We start from the raw sequence: 17702 nt of genomic DNA, 5'->3' as shown, positions 1-17702 counted from the left end.
CTCTCTGCGACGGGCGCCTCTCAAGGCCCGCAGAACGCCGCCGGGGTGGCCGGAACCGCATGGTTCCAGCCACCCCGGCGGCACGTTTCTGCTGACTGGGTCGAACCCGTGGGGAGTGCTCAGCTCTCCTCGGCGTGGGAGACCGCGCGACGCGCGTCCGCGTCCAGCACACCCCAGCTGATCAGCTGCTCGGTGAGGACCGACGGCGACTGGTCATAGATGACGGCGAGTGTGCGCAGGTCGTCCTGGCGGATCGAGAGCACCTTGCCGTTGTAGTCACCGCGCTGCGACTGGATCGTCGCCGCGTACCGCTGCAGCGGACCCGCCTTCTCGGCCGGCACGTGGGCAAGTCGCTCCAGGTCCAGGACCAGCTTCGGCGGCGGCTCGGCGGCCCCGCCCGGCGTGGTGCCCGGCAGCAGCTCCTGCACCGGAACGCCGTAGAAATCCGCCAGCTCGGCGAGGCGCTGCACGGTCACGGCACGGTCGCCGCGCTCGTACGAACCGACCACGACGGCCTTCCAGCGTCCCTGGGACTTCTCCTCGACACCGTGAAGGGAAAGGCCCTGCTGGGTGCGGATGGCCCGGAGCTTGGCCCCGAGCTGTTTGGCGTATTCGCTGGACATATAGCTCCCCGGCACTGGGTCGACGGCCTGGTGTGGGTTCCATGCCGCGCGGTTGGTAACTCACTGTGAGGTTACGCAGCGTTACTCTGGCGCGTCAAGCCGAATGGTCCACACCGACTCTTCCGTGCCGACGGTGGCTGATTGGGCCAAGGGGGTGAACGGTGCCGCGCCGCGGGCCTGCTACGGTGGATGGCGCAAACCAGACGTCCTTTAAGGTCCGTCCCGTGAGGCGGAGAAGGAGGTCCCTTTCGTATGGACAGGCAACAGGACACGCAAGCGTCCGATGCCCGGCCCGTTCTCGAAGGCCCTGACATCGCGCGGGTATTGACCCGCATCGCCCACGAGATCGTCGAACGCGCCAAGGGCGCCGACGACGTGGTGCTCCTCGGCATTCCTACCCGCGGCGTCTTCCTCGCCCAGCGGCTCGCCACCAAGCTCGAGCAGATCACCGAGCGCAAGATCCCGGTCGGTTCGCTCGACATCACCATGTACCGCGACGACCTGCGCATGCATCCGCCGCGTGCGCTGGCCCGCACCGAGATCCCCGGTGACGGCATCGACGGCCGCCTCGTCGTCCTCGTCGACGACGTCCTCTTCTCCGGCCGCACCATCCGTGCCGCCCTCGACGCCCTGAACGACATCGGGCGTCCGCGCGCGGTCCAGCTCGCGGTCCTCGTCGACCGCGGCCACCGCGAACTGCCCATCCGCGCCGACTACGTCGGCAAGAACCTCCCCACGTCGCTGCGGGAGACGGTCAAGGTCCAGCTCGCCGAGGAGGACGGTCGCGACACCGTGCTGCTCGGCGCGAAGCAGCCTCAGTAGCACGCAGAAGGCGTACGGCGCTGCCGTACGCCCGCTCGGTGCGCCTCCACGCGCGCGTGCCGCCCGAAATCTCCCAAACCTGAACTGCCTTACGGAGCCTGACAGATGCAGCGTCATCTCATCTCGGCCGCCGACCTCACCCGCGACGACGCCGTCCTGATCCTCGACACCGCCGAGGAGATGGCCCGGGTCGCCGACCGGCCGATCAAGAAGCTGCCGACCCTGCGCGGCCGCACCGTCGTCAACCTCTTCTTCGAGGACTCCACGCGCACGCGTATCTCCTTCGAGGCCGCCGAGAAGCGGCTGTCCGCGGATGTGATCAACTTCTCCGCCAAGGGGTCGAGCGTGTCCAAGGGCGAGTCCCTGAAGGACACCGCCCAGACCCTGGAGGCCATGGGCGTGGACGCCGTGGTCATCCGGCACGGCGCCTCCGGAGCCCCGTACCGGCTCGCCAACTCCGGCTGGATCGACGCCGCCGTCATCAACGCCGGTGACGGCACCCATCAGCACCCCACCCAGGCCCTGCTGGACGCCTTCACCATGCGCCGCCGCCTCGTCGGCCGGGACGCCGGGATAGGGCAGGACCTGTCCGGCAGGCGCATCACGATCGTCGGCGACGTCCTGCACAGCCGCGTCGCCCGGTCCAACGTCGACCTGCTGCACACCCTCGGCGCCGAGGTCACCCTCGTCGCGCCGCCCACCCTGGTGCCGGTCGGCGTCGAGACCTGGCCCTGCGAGGTGTCGTACGACCTCGACTCGACGCTGTCCAAGTCCGACGCGGTGATGATGCTGCGCGTCCAGCGCGAGCGCATGAACGCCGCCTTCTTCCCCACCGAGCGCGAGTACTCGCGGCGCTACGGCCTCGACGGCGACCGCATGGCGCGGATGCCGGAGCACGCGATCGTGATGCACCCCGGTCCGATGGTCCGCGGCATGGAGATCACCGCCGAGGTCGCGGACTCGGACCGCTGCACCGTTGTCGAGCAGGTCGCAAACGGAGTGTCCATCCGGATGGCCGTTCTGTACCTGCTGCTCGGTGGGGCTGTGTTCGATTCGAGGAACGTGCCCGCCGTCACCCACACCCGCCCCACCGGCTCCGAGGAGAAGTAAGACTGATGAGCAAGATCCTGATCCGTGGTGCGAAGGTGCTCGGCGGCGAGCCGCAGGACGTCCTGATCAGCGGTTCCGTCATCGAGGCGGTCGGCACGGGACTCTCCGACGAGGGCGCCCAGGTCGTCGAGGGCGCCGGCAAGGTGCTGCTGCCGGGGCTCGTCGACCTGCACACCCACCTGCGCGAGCCGGGCCGCGAGGACTCCGAGACCGTCCTGACCGGCACGCGCGCGGCGGCGAGCGGTGGCTACACGGCCGTGTTCGCCATGGCCAACACCTTCCCGGTCGCCGACACCGCCGGTGTCGTCGAGCAGGTCTACCGGCTCGGGCAGGAGCACGGCTACTGCGACGTGCAGCCCATCGGCGCCGTGACCGTCGGCCTGGAGGGCAAGAAGCTCGCCGAGCTGGGTGCCATGCACGAGTCGGCCGCCGGGGTGACCGTCTTCTCCGACGACGGCAAGTGCGTCGACGACGCCGTGATCATGCGGCGCGCGCTGGAGTACGTGAAGGCCTTCGGCGGTGTCGTCGCCCAGCACGCGCAGGAGCCGCGGCTGACCGAGGGCGCCCAGATGAACGAGGGCATCGTCTCCGCCGAGCTGGGGCTGGGCGGGTGGCCCGCGGTGGCCGAGGAGTCGATCATCGCACGGGACGTCCTGCTCGCCGAGCACGTCGGCTCCCGCGTCCACATCTGTCACCTGTCGACCGCGGGCTCGGTCGAGATCGTGCGGTGGGCCAAGTCCCGCGGTATCGATGTCACCGCCGAGGTCACCCCGCACCACCTGCTCCTCACCGACGAGCTGGTGCGCACGTACAACCCGGTCTACAAGGTGAACCCGCCGCTGCGCACCGAGCGTGACGTGCTGGCGCTGCGCGAGGCGCTCGCCGACGGCACGATCGACATCGTGGCCACCGACCACGCCCCGCACCCGCACGAGGACAAGGACTGCGAGTGGGCCGCGGCCGCCATGGGGATGGTCGGCCTGGAGACCGCGTTGTCAGTGGTGCAGGAGACCATGGTGGACACCGGGCTCCTCACCTGGGCCGGGGTCGCCGAGCGCATGTCCTCCAAGCCCGCGCAGATCGGGCAGGCGAAGGGCCACGGCCGTCCCGTCTCGGCTGGTGAGCCCGCCAACCTCACGCTCGTCGACACGGAATACCGTGGGTCCGTGGACCCCGCGGGCTTCGCCTCGCGCAGCCGCAACACCCCGTACGAGGGGCGTGAGCTGCCGGGCCGTGTGACGCACACGTGGCTCCGGGGCAAGGCCACGCTCGTCGACGGGAAGCTCACGTGACACCTGCAACACAGTTCACGACCGGACTCGGTGCCCACCTCGCGGCCGACCAGAAGTCGGCCGAGGTGACCGACTGGGCCGCCCGCGTCGGCTGGGTCGTCGGCCTCGTCCTCTTCGTCGCGCTCGTCTACTGGCTGATGCGCGAGGGCTGGAAGTGGCGCGGCACGCTCCAGGGTGACCTGCCCGAGCTGCCCAGCGCGCCGGACGACCCCGGCCCGGTGAGACTGAGCATGAGCGGCCGTTACCACGGCTCGACCACCGCAGGGCAGTGGCTGGACCGCATCGTGGCGCACGGCCTGGGCACCCGCAGCCGGGTCGAGCTCACGCTGACGGACGCGGGACTGGATGTCGTACGCCCCGGCGCGACCGACTTCTTCGTGCCCGCCGCCGCGCTGCGCGAGGCCCGGCTCGACAAGGGAATCGCCGGCAAGGTCCTGACCGAGGGCGGTCTGCTCGTCGTGACCTGGGCGCACGGCGACCGGCTGATCGACTCCGGGTTCCGCTCGGACCATGCGGCGGAGCACACCGCGTGGGTCGACGCCATTAACTCCATGATCAACACCAACAGCACGGAAGGCGCCGAACGATGACGACCTCCATCCAGGGGACCGCCTCACCGAGGCACAAGGCGGCTCCCGCCGTACTCGTCCTGGAGGACGGCCGGATCTTCCGCGGCCGCGCCTACGGGGCCGTGGGGGTGACCTTCGGCGAGGCCGTGTTCTCCACCGGCATGACCGGCTACCAGGAGACCCTCACCGACCCCTCGTACCACCGCCAGGTCGTCGTGATGACGGCCCCGCACGTCGGCAACACCGGCGTGAACGACGAGGACCCGGAGAGCAAGCGGATCTGGGTCGCCGGATACGTCGTGCGCGATCCCGCGCGCGTGCCGTCCAACTGGCGTGCCAAGCGCTCGCTGGACGAAGAGCTGCGCCACCAGGGCGTCGTCGGCATCTCCGGCATCGACACGCGCGCGCTGACCCGCCACCTGCGCGAGCGCGGGGCCATGCGCGTCGGCATCTTCTCGGGCAACGCGCTGCCCGACGAGGGCACCATGCTCGCCGAGGTCCGCCAGGCACCCGAGATGAAGGGCGCCGACCTCTCCGCCGAGGTCGCCACCAAGGAGCCGTACGTCGTCCCCGCGATCGGCGAGAAGAAGTTCACCGTCGCCGCCGTCGACCTCGGCATCAAGGGCATGACCCCGCACCGCATGGCCGAGCGCGGCATCGAGGTGCACGTGCTGCCCGCCACGGCCACCGCCGAGGACGTCTACGCCGTCAACCCGGACGGCGTGTTCTTCTCCAACGGCCCGGGCGACCCGGCCACCGCCGACCACCCGGTCTCCGTCATGCAGGCCGTCCTGGAGCGCGGCACCCCGCTCTTCGGCATCTGCTTCGGCAACCAGATCCTCGGCCGTGCCCTCGGCTTCGGCACCTACAAGCTGAAGTACGGCCACCGCGGCATCAACCAGCCCGTGCAGGACCGTACGACCGGCAAGGTCGAGGTCACCGCGCACAACCACGGCTTCGCCGTGGACGCCCCGACCGACAAGGTCTCCGACACCCCCTACGGCCGCGCCGAGGTCTCCCACGTCTGCCTCAACGACAACGTGGTGGAGGGCCTCCAGCTCCTCGACCGGCCGGCCTTCAGCGTCCAGTACCACCCCGAAGCTGCCGCGGGTCCGCACGACGCCGCCTACCTGTTCGACCGCTTCGTATCCCTGATGGAGGGCCAGCGTGCCTAAGCGCACCGATATCCAGTCCGTCCTGGTCATCGGCTCCGGCCCGATCGTCATCGGCCAGGCCGCCGAGTTCGACTACTCCGGCACGCAGGCGTGCCGCATCCTGCGCGCCGAGGGCCTGCGGGTGATCCTCGTGAACTCCAACCCGGCGACGATCATGACCGACCCGGAGATCGCCGACGCCACCTACGTCGAGCCGATCACCCCCGAGTTCGTCGAGAAGATCATCGCCAAGGAGCGGCCCGACGCCCTCCTGCCGACCCTCGGTGGTCAGACGGCCCTCAACACGGCCATCTCGCTGCACGAGAACGGCGTCCTCGACAAGTACGGCGTCGAGCTGATCGGCGCCAACGTCGAGGCGATCCACAAGGGCGAGGACCGCGACCAGTTCAAGCTGGTCGTCGAGGCGGTCAACGCCAAGATCGGGCACGGCGAGTCCGCCCGCTCGGTCATCTGCCACTCCATGGAGGACGTCCTCGCGGGCGTCGAGACGCTCGGCGGCTACCCGGTCGTCGTGCGCCCCTCCTTCACCATGGGCGGCGCCGGCTCCGGCTTCGCGCACGACGAGGAGGAGCTGCGCCGCATCGCCGGCCAGGGCCTCACGCTCTCCCCGACCACCGAGGTGCTCCTGGAGGAGTCCATCCTCGGCTGGAAGGAGTACGAGCTGGAGCTGATGCGCGACAAGCACGACAACGTCGTGGTCGTCTGCTCCATCGAGAACTTCGACCCCATGGGCGTGCACACCGGTGACTCGATCACCGTCGCCCCGGCGATGACGCTCACCGACCGCGAGTACCAGATCCTGCGCGACATCGGCATCGCCGTCATCCGCGAGGTCGGCGTCGACACCGGCGGCTGCAACATCCAGTTCGCGGTGAACCCCGAGGACGGTCGCGTGATCGTGATCGAGATGAACCCGCGCGTGTCGCGTTCGTCGGCCCTCGCCTCCAAGGCCACCGGCTTCCCGATCGCCAAGATCGCCGCCAAACTGGCCGTCGGCTACACCCTCGACGAGATCCCGAACGACATCACGCAGGAGACCCCGGCTTCCTTCGAGCCGACCCTGGACTACGTGGTCGTGAAGGCCCCGCGCTTCGCCTTCGAGAAGTTCCCCAGCGCCGACTCCACGCTGACCACGACCATGAAGTCGGTCGGCGAGGCCATGGCCATCGGCCGCAACTTCACCGAGGCCTTCCAGAAGGCGCTGCGCTCGCTGGAGAAGAAGGGCAGCCAGTTCACGTTCGTCGGCGAGCCCGGCGACAAGGACGAGCTGCTGCGTGAGGCCGTACGGCCCACCGACGGCCGTATCAACGCCGTCATGCAGGCCATCCGCGCGGGTGCCACGCCGGAAGAGGTCTTCGACTACACGAAGATCGACCCCTGGTTCGTCGACCAGCTCTTCCTCATCAAGGAGATCGCCGACGAGCTCGCCGAGGCCCCGGAGCTCACCTCCGAGCTCCTCGCCGAGGCCAAGCGGCACGGCTTCTCCGACCAGCAGATCGGCGAGATCCGCGGCCTGCGCGAGGACGTCGTCCGCGAGGTCCGGCACGCGCTCGGCATCCGCCCGGTCTACAAGACGGTCGACACCTGCGCCGCCGAGTTCGCCGCGAAGACGCCGTACTTCTACTCCTCCTACGACGAGGAGACCGAGGTCGCGCCGCGCGAGAAGCCCGCGGTCATCATCCTGGGCTCCGGCCCCAACCGCATCGGCCAGGGCATCGAGTTCGACTACTCCTGCGTCCACGCCTCCTTCGCGCTGAGCGACGCCGGGTACGAGACCGTGATGGTCAACTGCAACCCGGAGACCGTCTCCACCGACTACGACACCTCCGACCGCCTGTACTTCGAGCCGCTGACGCTGGAAGACGTGCTGGAGATCGTCCACGCGGAGGCGCAGGCCGGTCCGATCGCCGGTGTCGTGGTCCAGCTCGGCGGCCAGACCCCGCTGGGCCTGGCGCAGGCGCTCAAGGACAACGGCGTGTCGATCGTCGGTACGTCCCCGGAGGCCATCCACGCCGCCGAGGACCGCGGCGCCTTCGGCCAGGTCCTGCAGGAGGCCGGCCTCCCGGCCCCCAAGCACGGCACGGCCACCACCTTCGCCGAGGCCAAGGCCATCGCCGACGAGATCGGCTACCCGGTCCTCGTCCGGCCGTCGTACGTCCTCGGCGGGCGCGGCATGGAGATCGTGTACGACGAGGCCCGGCTGGGGTCGTACATCGCCGAGTCGACCGAGATCAGCCCCTCCCGGCCCGTCCTCGTCGACCGGTTCCTGGACGACGCGATCGAGATCGACGTCGACGCCCTCTACGACGGCGAGGAGCTCTACCTCGGCGGCGTCATGGAGCACATCGAGGAGGCCGGCATCCACTCCGGCGACTCGGCGTGCGCGCTGCCCCCGATCACGCTCGGCGGCTTCGACATCAAGCGCCTGCGCGCCTCCACGGAAGCCATCGCCAAGGGTGTCGGCGTCCGCGGCCTGATCAACATCCAGTTCGCGATGGCCGGCGACATCCTGTACGTCCTGGAGGCCAACCCGCGCGCGTCCCGCACGGTCCCCTTCACCTCGAAGGCGACCGCGGTTCCGCTCGCGAAGGCCGCCGCCCGGATCTCGCTGGGCGCGACCATCGCCGAACTGCGCGCCGAAGGACTGCTCCCGGCGAACGGCGACGGCGGCGAGCTCCCGCTCGACGCGCCGATCTCCGTCAAGGAGGCCGTCATGCCGTGGTCGCGCTTCCGCGACATCCACGGCCGCGGCGTCGACACGGTCCTCGGCCCGGAGATGCGCTCCACGGGCGAGGTCATGGGCATCGACTCGGTCTTCGGCACGGCGTACGCCAAGTCGCAGGCCGGCGCCTACGGCCCGCTGCCCACCAAGGGCCGCGCCTTCATCTCGGTCGCCAACCGCGACAAGCGCTCGATGATCTTCCCGGCGCGCGAACTCGTCGCCCACGGCTTCGAGTTGCTCGCCACCTCCGGCACGGCCGAGGTCCTCAAGCGCAACGGCATCAACGCCACCGTCGTGCGCAAGCAGTCCGAGGGCACGGGCCCGAACGGCGAGAAGACCATCGTCCAGCTGATCCACGACGGCGAGGTCGACCTCATCGTCAACACCCCGTACGGCACGGGTGGCCGCCTCGACGGCTACGACATCCGTACGGCGGCCGTGGCCCGGTCGGTCCCGTGCCTGACGACGGTTCAGGCGCTCGCCGCCGCCGTCCAGGGCATCGACGCCCTCAACCACGGTGATGTGGGAGTCCGTTCGCTCCAGGAACACGCGGAACACCTGACCGCGGCCCGCGACTAGCAGCCCTGAGGGGGACACCGGAAACGGTGTCCCCCTCTTCATGAGGTCACCTGAGACTTCAAGAGGACACCGACATGTACAAGATTTTCTTCCGTCTGGTTTTCAAACGGATGGACCCTGAGCAGGCCCACTACCTGGCCTTCCGCTGGATCCGCCTCGCCGTCCGCATCCCCGTGCTGCGCACGTTCGTCGCCGCGGCCCTCGCGCCCCGCTACAAGGAACTGCGCACCGAGGCCTTCGGGCTGCGCATGCACGGCCCCTTCGGGCTCGCCGCCGGCTTCGACAAGAACGCCATCGCCGTCGACGGGATGTCGATGCTGGGCTTCGACCACGTCGAGATCGGCACGGTCACCGGGGAGGCACAGCCGGGCAACCCCAAGAAGCGGCTGTTCCGGCTCGTGAAGGACCGGGCGCTGATCAACCGCATGGGCTTCAACAACGAGGGCTCGCTGGCCGTCGCCGCCCGCTTGGCGTCCCGTACGCCCGTCTTCAAGACCGTCGTGGGCGTCAACATCGGCAAGACCAAGGTCGTCCCGGAGGAGGAGGCCGTCGGCGACTACGTGAAGTCGACGGAGCGGCTGGCGCCGTACGCCGACTACCTGGTGGTCAATGTCTCCTCGCCGAACACGCCCGGCCTGCGCAACCTGCAAGCCACCGAGGCGCTGCGCCCGCTGCTGACCGCCGTGCGCGAGGCTGCCGACCGTACGGTCGCGCATCGCCGTGTCCCGCTCCTGGTGAAGATCGCGCCCGACCTCGCCGACGAGGACGTCGACGCGGTCGCCGACCTGGCCGTGGAACTCGGCCTGGACGGGATCATCGCCACGAACACCACCATCGCGCGGGAGGGACTCGGTTTGAAATCCGAACCCTCCTTGGTCAAGGAGACCGGCGGTCTCTCCGGCGCGCCCCTGAAGGCGCGCTCCCTGGAGGTGCTGCGGCGCCTGTACGCGCGTGTGGGCGACCGGATCACCCTTGTGGGGGTCGGCGGCATCGAGAACGCCGAGGACGCCTGGCAGCGGATCCTGGCAGGCGCCACGCTGGTCCAGGGCTACAGCGCCTTCATCTACGAGGGTCCCTTCTGGGGTCGTGCCATCCACAAGGGCCTCGCCGCCCGCCTGGCCACCAGCCCGTACGCCACCCTCGCCGACGCGGTCGGCGCCGATGTCAGGAAGGCAGGGAAGACCGCATGAGCCCTCTGGAACCCTTTGGAGCACGTCTTCGCCGGGCCATGGACGAGCGTGGCCCGCTGTGCGTCGGCATCGACCCGCACGCGTCCCTGCTCGCCGAGTGGGGCCTGAACGACGACGTGACGGGCCTGGAGCGGTTCAGCCGCACCGTCGTCGAGGCGATGGCGGACCGGATCGCCGTGCTCAAGCCGCAGAGCGCGTTCTTCGAGCGCTTCGGGTCGCGTGGTGTCGCCGTCCTGGAGAAGTCGGTCGAGGAGGCGCGGGCGGCCGGTGCGCTGGTCGTGATGGACGCCAAGCGCGGCGACATCGGATCGACCATGACCGCGTACGCCGAGTCCTTCCTCCGCAAGGACTCCCCGCTCTTCTCGGATGCGCTGACCGTCTCGCCGTACCTCGGCTACGGCTCTCTCTCACCGGCCGTCGCGCTGGCCCGCGAGAACGGCACCGGCCTGTTCGTGCTCGCGCTGACCTCCAACCCGGAGGGCGGCGAGGTCCAGCACGCGATCCGCGCCGACGGCCGCACCGTCGGTGCGACGATGCTGGCGCACCTGGCCGTCGAGAACGCGGGGGAGGAGCCGCTGGGCTCCTTCGGGGCGGTCGTCGGCGCCACGCTCGGCGATCTGTCGACGTACGACCTCGACATCAACGGTCCGCTCCTCGCGCCCGGCATCGGTGCCCAGGGGGCCACGCCGGCCGATCTTCCCCGGGTCTTCGGCGCCGCGGTGCGCAATGTCGTACCGAACGTCAGCCGGGGTGTCCTGCGGCACGGACCCGACGTCGTCGCTCTGCGTGAGGCCGCGTCACGCTTCGCCGACGAGGTCCGGGCCGCCGTGTCGGGTAACTGACCGCCGTCAAGGGCGTTCGAGGTGGTCGTGCCAGACCTCCGATGAGTGGCTCGGGGCCGACTTGAGTCTGAATACATCCTCAAATCCAGGGCATTATGTCCTAAATGTCCGGCCTGACGGAGGCTGACCAGGACTTTTCCGCTGTTCTCGCTGACTCTGGCGGACTTGCCCGCTAGTCTCCGACGCAGAGTGAACGGGCAAGCGTGTTGCTCGTGGCTCCCCAGGTGTGGGGCGACTAGGTTCCTCACCGGTCCGTATCCGACAGTTCGACATCCGAGGTGACGTAGGCGTGGCTCTTCCGCCCCTTACCCCTGAACAGCGCGCAGCCGCGCTCGAAAAGGCCGCCGCGGCTCGCCGGGAGCGGGCCGAGGTCAAGAATCGACTCAAGCACTCCGGCGCCTCCCTGCACGAGGTCATCAAGCAGGGTCAGGAGAACGACGTCATCGGCAAGATGAAGGTCTCCGCCCTGCTCGAGTCCCTGCCGGGCGTGGGCAAGGTCCGCGCCAAGCAGATCATGGAGCGACTCGGCATCTCCGAGAGCCGCCGTGTGCGCGGCCTCGGTTCCAACCAGATCGCTTCCCTGGAGCGTGAGTTCGGCAGCACCGGCTCCTGAGTCCGGGGCTTGTCGGACCGGGAGTCCCGGGCACTCCGGGATTGCTGGAATAATCGCTGCATGAGTGAACGTCCGCGGCTGACCGTGCTCTCCGGCCCCTCCGGGGTCGGCAAGAGCACGGTCGTCGCCCATATGCGCAAGGAACACCCCGAGGTCTGGCTCTCGGTGTCGGCGACGACCCGCAAGCCCCGTCCCGGCGAGCGGCACGGAGTCCACTACTTCTTCGTCACCGACGACGAGATGGACAAGCTGATCGCCAACGGCGAGCTGCTGGAGTGGGCCGAGTTCGCCGGCAACCGCTACGGCACGCCGCGTGCGGCCGTGCTGGAGCGGCTGGAGGCGGGCGAGCCCGTGCTCCTGGAGATCGACCTCCAGGGCGCCCGGCAGGTCCGTGAGTCCATGGCGGACGCCCAGCTGGTGTTCCTGGCTCCTCCCTCCTGGGAGGAGCTCGTGCGCAGACTCACCGGACGTGGCACCGAGCCGCCCGAGGTGATCGAGCGTCGCCTGGACGCGGCGAAGATCGAGCTGGCGGCCGAGCCCGAGTTCGATGTGACCTTGGTCAATACCTCCGTCGAGGACGTGGCGCGCGAGCTGCTAGCCTTGATGGACGTTGTGTGATCGTGACTGATCGTCCAAGTTTGATCATTTCGCTCAAGCTTGATCATTCACACTGAATCTTTCCCATCCATCGGAAGGTAGAGCGTGTCCTCTTCCATCTCCGCGCCCGAGGGCATCATCAACCCGCCGATCGACGAGCTCCTCGAGGCCACCGACTCGAAGTACAGCCTCGTGATCTACGCGGCCAAGCGGGCCCGCCAGATCAACGCGTACTACTCGCAGCTCGGCGAGGGCCTCCTCGAGTACGTCGGTCCGCTGGTGGACACCCACGTCCACGAGAAGCCGCTCTCGATCGCCCTGCGCGAGATCAACGCGGGTCTGCTGACGTCCGAGGCCGTCGAGGGCCCGGCGCAGTAAGTAGGATTTACAGCCTGCGGCTGACTTTTCCACAGGCCCGGCAGCGCGGCTGCCGGGCCTGTGGTGTGTAGTGGAGTCGTACGTTGCCGAGTCCGGGGAGAGACGGTGGACAAGCCGAAGGTCGTTCTGGGGGTCAGCGGCGGCATCGCCGCCTACAAGGCCTGTGAGCTGCTGCGACGGCTGACGGAGTCGGGCCATGACGTCCGCGTCGTCCCGACGGCCTCCGCGCTGCACTTCGTCGGCGCCGCCACCTGGTCCGCCCTGTCCGGCAACCCCGTCTCGACGGAGGTCTGGGACGACGTCCACGAGGTCCCGCACGTCCGCATCGGCCAGCGGGCCGACCTGGTGATCGTCGCCCCGGCCACGGCAGACACCCTCGCCAAGGCCGCCCACGGCCTCGCCGACGACCTGCTGACCAACACCCTGCTCACCGCCCGCTGTCCGGTGGTCTTCGCCCCCGCCATGCACACCGAGATGTGGGAGCACCCGGCCACGCAGGAGAACGTGGCGACGCTGCGACGCCGTGGCGCGGTCGTCATCGAGCCCGCCGTCGGCCGTCTCACCGGCGTCGACACCGGCAAGGGCCGGCTGCCCGACCCGGCCGAGATCTTCGAGGTCTGTCACCGGGTCCTCGCCCGGGGCGTCACCGAGCCCGACCTCAAGGGCCGGCACGTCGTCGTCAGCGCCGGCGGTACGCGCGAGCCCCTCGATCCGGTCCGGTTCCTCGGCAACCGCTCCTCCGGCAAGCAGGGATACGCCCTCGCCCGCACCGCCGCCGCACGGGGTGCCCGCGTCACTCTGATCGCGGCGAACACCGGGCTGCCCGACCCGGCAGGCGTGGACGTCGTGCAGGTCGGCACGGCCGTGCAGCTGCGGGAGGCGGTCCTCAAGGCGACCGCGGACGCCGACGCCGTGGTGATGGCGGCGGCGGTCGCGGACTTCCGCCCGGCGACATACGCCACCGGGAAGATCAAGAAGAAGGACGACCAGGATCCGGAGCCCATCGTTCTGGTGCGGAATCCGGACATCCTCGCGGAGATCTCGGCCGACCGCGCCCGCTCCGGCCAGGTGATCGTCGGCTTCGCCGCCGAGACGGACGACGTCCTGACCAACGGCCGCAAGAAGCTGGAGCGCAAGGGGTGCGACCTCCTCGTGGTGAACGAGGTGGGCGAGCGCAAGACGTTCGGTTCCGAGGAGAACGAGGCCGTCGTCCTGGGCGCCGACGGCAGTGAGACACCGGTACCGCACGGGCCCAAGGAGGCTCTGGCCGAAATCGTGTGGGACCTGGTGACGCGGCGACTGGTGTGAAGTTTGATGCGCTGCGGCTTTCTCCCGGGCCTCGCTCGATTCGGGTGTGGCGGCCCTGGCCAAGGGCGTGCGGTATTGGGCAGAATGCCCGTGCCGCAGGTCACAGCGCTCCCGAGAGGCGAGACAGGGGGTCCGTGACCGAGCACGACAGATAAACTGTCCCCGGACGACGCCGGGCGCAGCCCCCGTCCCGTCCGCCAATGATCAGCCAGCAGCCGCTGCAACCACAGGGAGCGTTGTGTCCCGTCGCCTGTTCACCTCGGAGTCCGTGACCGAAGGTCACCCCGACAAGATCGCTGACCAGATCAGCGACACCATCCTCGACGCGCTCCTGCGTGAGGACCCGAGCTCTCGGGTCGCCGTCGAGACCCTGATCACGACCGGTCTGGTGCACGTGGCCGGAGAGGTCACGACCAAGACGTACGCGGACATCGCGACGCTGGTCCGCAACAAGATCCTCGAGATCGGCTACGACTCCTCGAAGAAGGGCTTCGACGGCGCCTCCTGCGGTGTCTCGGTCTCGATCGGCGCGCAGTCGCCGGACATCGCACAGGGCGTGGACACGGCGTACGAGTCCCGGGTCGAGGGCGACGAGGACGAGCTGGACCGTCAGGGCGCCGGCGACCAGGGCCTGATGTTCGGCTACGCCTCGGACGAGACGCCGACGCTGATGCCGCTGCCGATCTTCCTGGCGCACCGTCTGTCGAAGCGCCTGTCCGAGGTCCGCAAGAACGGCACGATCCCCTACCTGCGCCCGGACGGCAAGACGCAGGTCACCATCGAGTACGACGGCGACAAGGCGGTCCGCCTGGACACCGTGGTCGTCTCCTCGCAGCACGCCTCCGACATCGACCTGGACTCCCTCCTGGCGCCCGACATCCGGGAGTTCGTGGTCGAGCCGGAGCTGAAGGCGCTCCTCGACGACGGCATCAAGCTGGACACCGACGGCTACCGGCTGCTGGTCAACCCCACGGGCCGTTTCGAGATCGGTGGCCCCATGGGTGACGCGGGTCTGACCGGCCGGAAGATCATCATCGACACGTACGGCGGCATGGCCCGTCACGGCGGCGGTGCGTTCTCCGGCAAGGACCCGTCCAAGGTGGACCGTTCGGCGGCGTACGCGATGCGCTGGGTCGCCAAGAACGTGGTCGCGGCGGGTCTGGCCTCGCGCTGCGAGGTGCAGGTGGCGTACGCGATCGGCAAGGCCGAGCCGGTGGGTCTGTTCATCGAGACCTTCGGCACGGCCAAGGTCGACACCGAGAAGATCGAGAAGGCCATCGACGAGGTCTTCGACCTCCGTCCGGCCGCGATCATCCGCGACCTGGACCTGCTCCGCCCGATCTACGCCCAGACCGCCGCGTACGGCCACTTCGGCCGTGAGCTGCCCGACTTCACCTGGGAGCGGACGGATCGAGTGGAGGCTCTGCGGAAGGCTGTGGGGCTGTAAGGCTCGGTCAGACGGCTTTTGGCGAGGCCCGGTCACCCTTCGGGGGGGCCGGGCCTCGGCGTTTGCCGGTCCCCGGCGGGGCGCGTGCCGTCGCCGTAGGGGACTCGGGCGGCGTCGGTTGTCAGTGCCGTTTGGTAAGAATGCAAGCGTGAGCAGCGAGAACGGGCAGACGGGTGGTGGGGCCGAGGGGGCGCCGCCCGAGCAGCTTGCGCTCATTCGGGAGAGCGTGCGCAAGGCCAAGGTGCCCAAGGCCAAGCCGCGGACGTGGCGGGGGGCCGCGCTGGCCAAGGAACTGCCCGTGGCGCGGGTGCTGGTCGACAAGGGTGTGCTGCACCTTGACCGGTACTTCGACTACGCCGTGCCCGAGGAACTCGACGCCGACGCGCAGCCCGGGGTGCGGGTGCGGGTGCGGTTCGGGGCCGGGCGGCATCGGGTGCGGGAGGGGCGGCGTGAGGGCGGGGGGCTCATCGACGGCTTCCTTGTCGAGCGGGTGGCGGAGTCGGACTACTCCGGGCCCTTGGCGGCGCTCGCGCAGGTCGTGTCGCCCGAGCCGGTCCTGAGCGAGGAGCTGTTGGGGCTCGCGCGGGCCGTTGCCGACCGGTACGCCGGAGGGCTTGCCGATGTGCTGCAACTGGCCGTGCCGCCGCGGAGCGCCCGGGCCGAGCAGAGGCCCTCGCCGGAGCTGTTGCCGAGGCCTGGTGCGCCTGAGGCGGGGTCCTGGGGGAGGTATGAGCAGGGGCCCGCTTTTCTGGCGGCACTGGCTTCCGGGGGTGCGCCGCGGGCCGTGTGGAACGCGCTGCCCGGGCCCGAGTGGAGTGACGAACTGGCACGGGCCGTCGTGGCGACGCTGGCCTCCGGACGGGGAGCACTCGTCGTGCTGCCGGACGGGAGAGCTGTCGCGCGGGTCGACGCTGCCCTGACCTCGCTCATGGGAGAGGGCCGGCATGCGGTGCTGACCGCCGACGCCGGGCCGGAGAAGCGGTACCGCGAGTGGCTCGCGGTGCGGCGCGGAGCCGTGCGGGCGGTCGTGGGGACCAGGGCCGCCATGTTCGCGCCCGTGCAGGATCTCGGGCTCGTCGCTCTCTGGGACGACGGCGACGACAGCCACAGTGAGCAGCATGCCCCGCAGCCCCATGCGCGCGAAGTGCTCCTGCTGCGTGCCGCGCAGGACAAGTGCGGCTTTCTGCTGGGGAGTTGGAGCTGCACCGTCGAGGCCGCCCAGCTCGTGGAGAGCGGATGGGCCCGGCCCCTGGTCGCCGGGCGGGAGCAGGTGCGGGGCGCGGCTCCGCTCGTACGGACCGTGGGGGACGGGGACCTCGCGCGGGACGAGGCCGCTCGGGCCGCCCGGTTGCCCACGCTTGCCTGGCAGGCGGTGCGCGAAGGGCTGCGGCACGGGCCGGTGCTCGTGCAGGTGCCTCGGCGCGGATATGTGCCACGCATGGCCTGTGCCAACTGCCGGGCGCCCGCTCGGTGCCGGCACTGCTCCGGGCCGCTGGAGGCGCAGGGCTCCGGGGCCGATCTGCGGTGCGGGTGGTGCGGGCGTGAGGAGGGTGCGTGGCACTGTCCGGAGTGCGGTGGGTTCCGTCTGCGTGCTCAGGTGGTGGGGGCGCGGCGGACCGCCGAGGAGTTGGGGCGGGCCTTCCCCGCGGTTCCGGTGCGGACCTCCGGGCGCGAGCATGTGCTGGACACCGTGCCGGGGACGCCCTCGCTGGTCGTGAGCACACCGGGGGCGGAGCCCGTCGCCGAGGGCGGGTATGCGGCGGCCCTGCTGCTGGACGGCTGGGCCATGCTGGGGCGGCCCGATCTGCGGGCAGGCGAGGACGCGCTGCGACGCTGGATCGCGGCTGCCTCGCTGGTACGGCCGCAGGGTGCCGGGGGGACGGTGGTCGTCGTCGCCGAGCCCACACTGCGGCCCGTGCAGGCGCTCGTGCGGTGGGATCCCGTCGGGCACGCGGTGCGCGAGCTGGCCGAGCGGGCCGAGCTCGGGTTTCCGCCGGTGTCCCGGATGGCCTCCGTGGCCGGGCCGGGCGAAGCGGTCGTCGAGTTCCTCCGTACGGTCGAACTGCCGCCGGAGGCAGAGGTGTTGGGGCCCGTGCCGTTGCCTGTCACTCCGGTGGGGCGGCCGCGGCGGACGGGAGCGCCGCCGCCTGGCGAGCACTGGGACCGGGCATTGATCCGGGTACCCCCGGGGCGCGGGGCCGCGCTGGCGTCCGCGTTGAAGGCTGCGCAGGCGGCGCGGGTGGCTCGCGGGGCCGGGGGCGGGGGCGGAAGCGGAAGCGGGGAGGCCGAGGCGCGGGTGCGGGTTCGGGTTGATCCGCCTGATATTGGGTGAGCTGGTTGCTGGTTGCTGGTTGCTGGTTGCTGGTTGCTGGTTGCTGGTTGCTGGTTGCCGGACGCATGGCTCTGCCCTCCCGGGTGCGCTCCGGGAGGGCAGA

The 17702-nt window shown here is 70.1% G+C and carries 15 protein-coding genes; 14 read left to right on the top strand and 1 reads right to left on the bottom strand.

The features are described 5' to 3' along the window. Positions 1-119: 119 nt before the first annotated feature. On the bottom strand, positions 120-623 hold the full coding sequence (bldD, locus tag ACIBU0_RS37675; RefSeq protein ID WP_004002691.1) for a transcriptional regulator BldD: 504 nt from the start codon (positions 621-623) through the stop codon (positions 120-122). A 252-nt stretch (positions 624-875) separates the two neighbouring features. On the opposite strand from bldD, the gene pyrR reads away from it, so the two are divergent. The 14 genes from pyrR to ACIBU0_RS37605 all read left to right on the top strand — a co-directional run bounded on the left by pyrR (position 876) and on the right by ACIBU0_RS37605 (position 17599). Continuing rightward, on the top strand, positions 876-1445 hold the full coding sequence (gene pyrR, locus ACIBU0_RS37670) for a bifunctional pyr operon transcriptional regulator/uracil phosphoribosyltransferase PyrR (protein WP_398827751.1): 570 nt from the start codon (positions 876-878) through the stop codon (positions 1443-1445). A gap of 105 nt (positions 1446-1550) precedes the next feature. Then, positions 1551-2555 (top strand): aspartate carbamoyltransferase catalytic subunit, encoded by a 1005-nt coding sequence (locus ACIBU0_RS37665; RefSeq protein WP_398827749.1) that lies wholly within the window; start codon positions 1551-1553, stop codon positions 2553-2555. Positions 2556-2560: 5 nt separating this feature from the next. Continuing rightward, on the top strand, positions 2561-3847 hold the full coding sequence (locus tag ACIBU0_RS37660; protein ID WP_398827747.1) for a dihydroorotase: 1287 nt from the start codon (positions 2561-2563) through the stop codon (positions 3845-3847). Continuing rightward, the gene (locus ACIBU0_RS37655) at positions 3844-4437 is read left to right on the top strand and encodes a hypothetical protein (protein WP_398827745.1); all 594 of its coding nucleotides are present in this window, start codon (positions 3844-3846) and stop codon (positions 4435-4437) included. Before ACIBU0_RS37660 ends, ACIBU0_RS37655 begins: the two co-directional genes overlap by 4 nt. Further along, the gene (carA, locus tag ACIBU0_RS37650) at positions 4434-5591 is read left to right on the top strand and encodes a glutamine-hydrolyzing carbamoyl-phosphate synthase small subunit (protein ID WP_398827743.1); all 1158 of its coding nucleotides are present in this window, start codon (positions 4434-4436) and stop codon (positions 5589-5591) included. The genes ACIBU0_RS37655 and carA overlap by 4 nt, the downstream gene beginning before the upstream one ends. Then, entirely contained in the window at positions 5584-8892 is a 3309-nt protein-coding gene (carB, locus tag ACIBU0_RS37645) for a carbamoyl-phosphate synthase large subunit (RefSeq protein WP_398827741.1), read from the top strand. Before carA ends, carB begins: the two co-directional genes overlap by 8 nt. Positions 8893-8966: 74 nt before the next feature. After that, complete coding sequence (locus ACIBU0_RS37640) at positions 8967-10082, top strand: quinone-dependent dihydroorotate dehydrogenase (RefSeq protein ID WP_398827739.1); 1116 nt, start codon at positions 8967-8969, stop codon at positions 10080-10082. Continuing rightward, positions 10079-10924: an orotidine-5'-phosphate decarboxylase gene (pyrF, locus tag ACIBU0_RS37635; protein ID WP_398827737.1), complete on the top strand. Its 846-nt coding sequence runs from the start codon at positions 10079-10081 to the stop codon at positions 10922-10924. Before ACIBU0_RS37640 ends, pyrF begins: the two co-directional genes overlap by 4 nt. Positions 10925-11213: 289 nt before the next feature. Beyond that, the gene (locus tag ACIBU0_RS37630) at positions 11214-11537 is read left to right on the top strand and encodes an integration host factor (protein ID WP_003977346.1); all 324 of its coding nucleotides are present in this window, start codon (positions 11214-11216) and stop codon (positions 11535-11537) included. Positions 11538-11597: 60 nt separating this feature from the next. Beyond that, positions 11598-12155 carry a guanylate kinase gene (gene gmk, locus ACIBU0_RS37625; protein ID WP_398827735.1) on the top strand — a complete coding sequence of 186 codons (558 nt, stop codon included), beginning with the start codon at positions 11598-11600 and terminating at the stop codon, positions 12153-12155. Between the two features lie 84 nt (positions 12156-12239). Next, positions 12240-12512, top strand: a complete 273-nt coding sequence (rpoZ, locus tag ACIBU0_RS37620; protein WP_003988945.1) for a DNA-directed RNA polymerase subunit omega — start codon at positions 12240-12242, stop codon at positions 12510-12512. Positions 12513-12617: 105 nt separating this feature from the next. Further along, a complete protein-coding gene (gene coaBC / locus ACIBU0_RS37615; RefSeq protein WP_398827733.1) occupies positions 12618-13820 on the top strand; it encodes a bifunctional phosphopantothenoylcysteine decarboxylase/phosphopantothenate--cysteine ligase CoaBC in 1203 nt (400 codons plus the stop codon). Between the two features lie 238 nt (positions 13821-14058). Next, positions 14059-15267, top strand: a complete 1209-nt coding sequence (metK, locus tag ACIBU0_RS37610; protein ID WP_398827731.1) for a methionine adenosyltransferase — start codon at positions 14059-14061, stop codon at positions 15265-15267. A gap of 148 nt (positions 15268-15415) precedes the next feature. Further along, complete coding sequence (locus ACIBU0_RS37605; RefSeq protein WP_398827729.1) at positions 15416-17599, top strand: primosomal protein N'; 2184 nt, start codon at positions 15416-15418, stop codon at positions 17597-17599. The last annotated feature ends 103 nt before the right edge of the window (positions 17600-17702 follow it).

The sequence above is a fragment of the Streptomyces sp. NPDC049627 genome (assembly GCF_044465645.1).
In the GTDB taxonomy this organism is placed as follows: Bacteria; Actinomycetota; Actinomycetes; order Streptomycetales; family Streptomycetaceae; genus Streptomyces.
This window is presented reverse-complemented; position numbering and strand designations above follow the sequence as displayed.

Excerpts from the sequence above, each read along its gene's own strand:
- pyrF (WP_398827737.1), top strand. The coding sequence starts at position 10,079 with ATGAGCCCTCTGGAACCCTTTGGAGCACGTCTTCGCCGGGCCATGGAC.
- bldD (WP_004002691.1), bottom strand. The coding sequence starts at position 623 with ATGTCCAGCGAATACGCCAAACAGCTCGGGGCCAAGCTCCGGGCCATC.
- ACIBU0_RS37665 (WP_398827749.1), top strand. The coding sequence starts at position 1,551 with ATGCAGCGTCATCTCATCTCGGCCGCCGACCTCACCCGCGACGACGCC.
- pyrR (WP_398827751.1), top strand. The coding sequence starts at position 876 with ATGGACAGGCAACAGGACACGCAAGCGTCCGATGCCCGGCCCGTTCTC.
- ACIBU0_RS37660 (WP_398827747.1), top strand. The coding sequence starts at position 2,561 with ATGAGCAAGATCCTGATCCGTGGTGCGAAGGTGCTCGGCGGCGAGCCG.
- gmk (WP_398827735.1), top strand. The coding sequence starts at position 11,598 with ATGAGTGAACGTCCGCGGCTGACCGTGCTCTCCGGCCCCTCCGGGGTC.
- ACIBU0_RS37640 (WP_398827739.1), top strand. The coding sequence starts at position 8,967 with ATGTACAAGATTTTCTTCCGTCTGGTTTTCAAACGGATGGACCCTGAG.
- carA (WP_398827743.1), top strand. The coding sequence starts at position 4,434 with ATGACGACCTCCATCCAGGGGACCGCCTCACCGAGGCACAAGGCGGCT.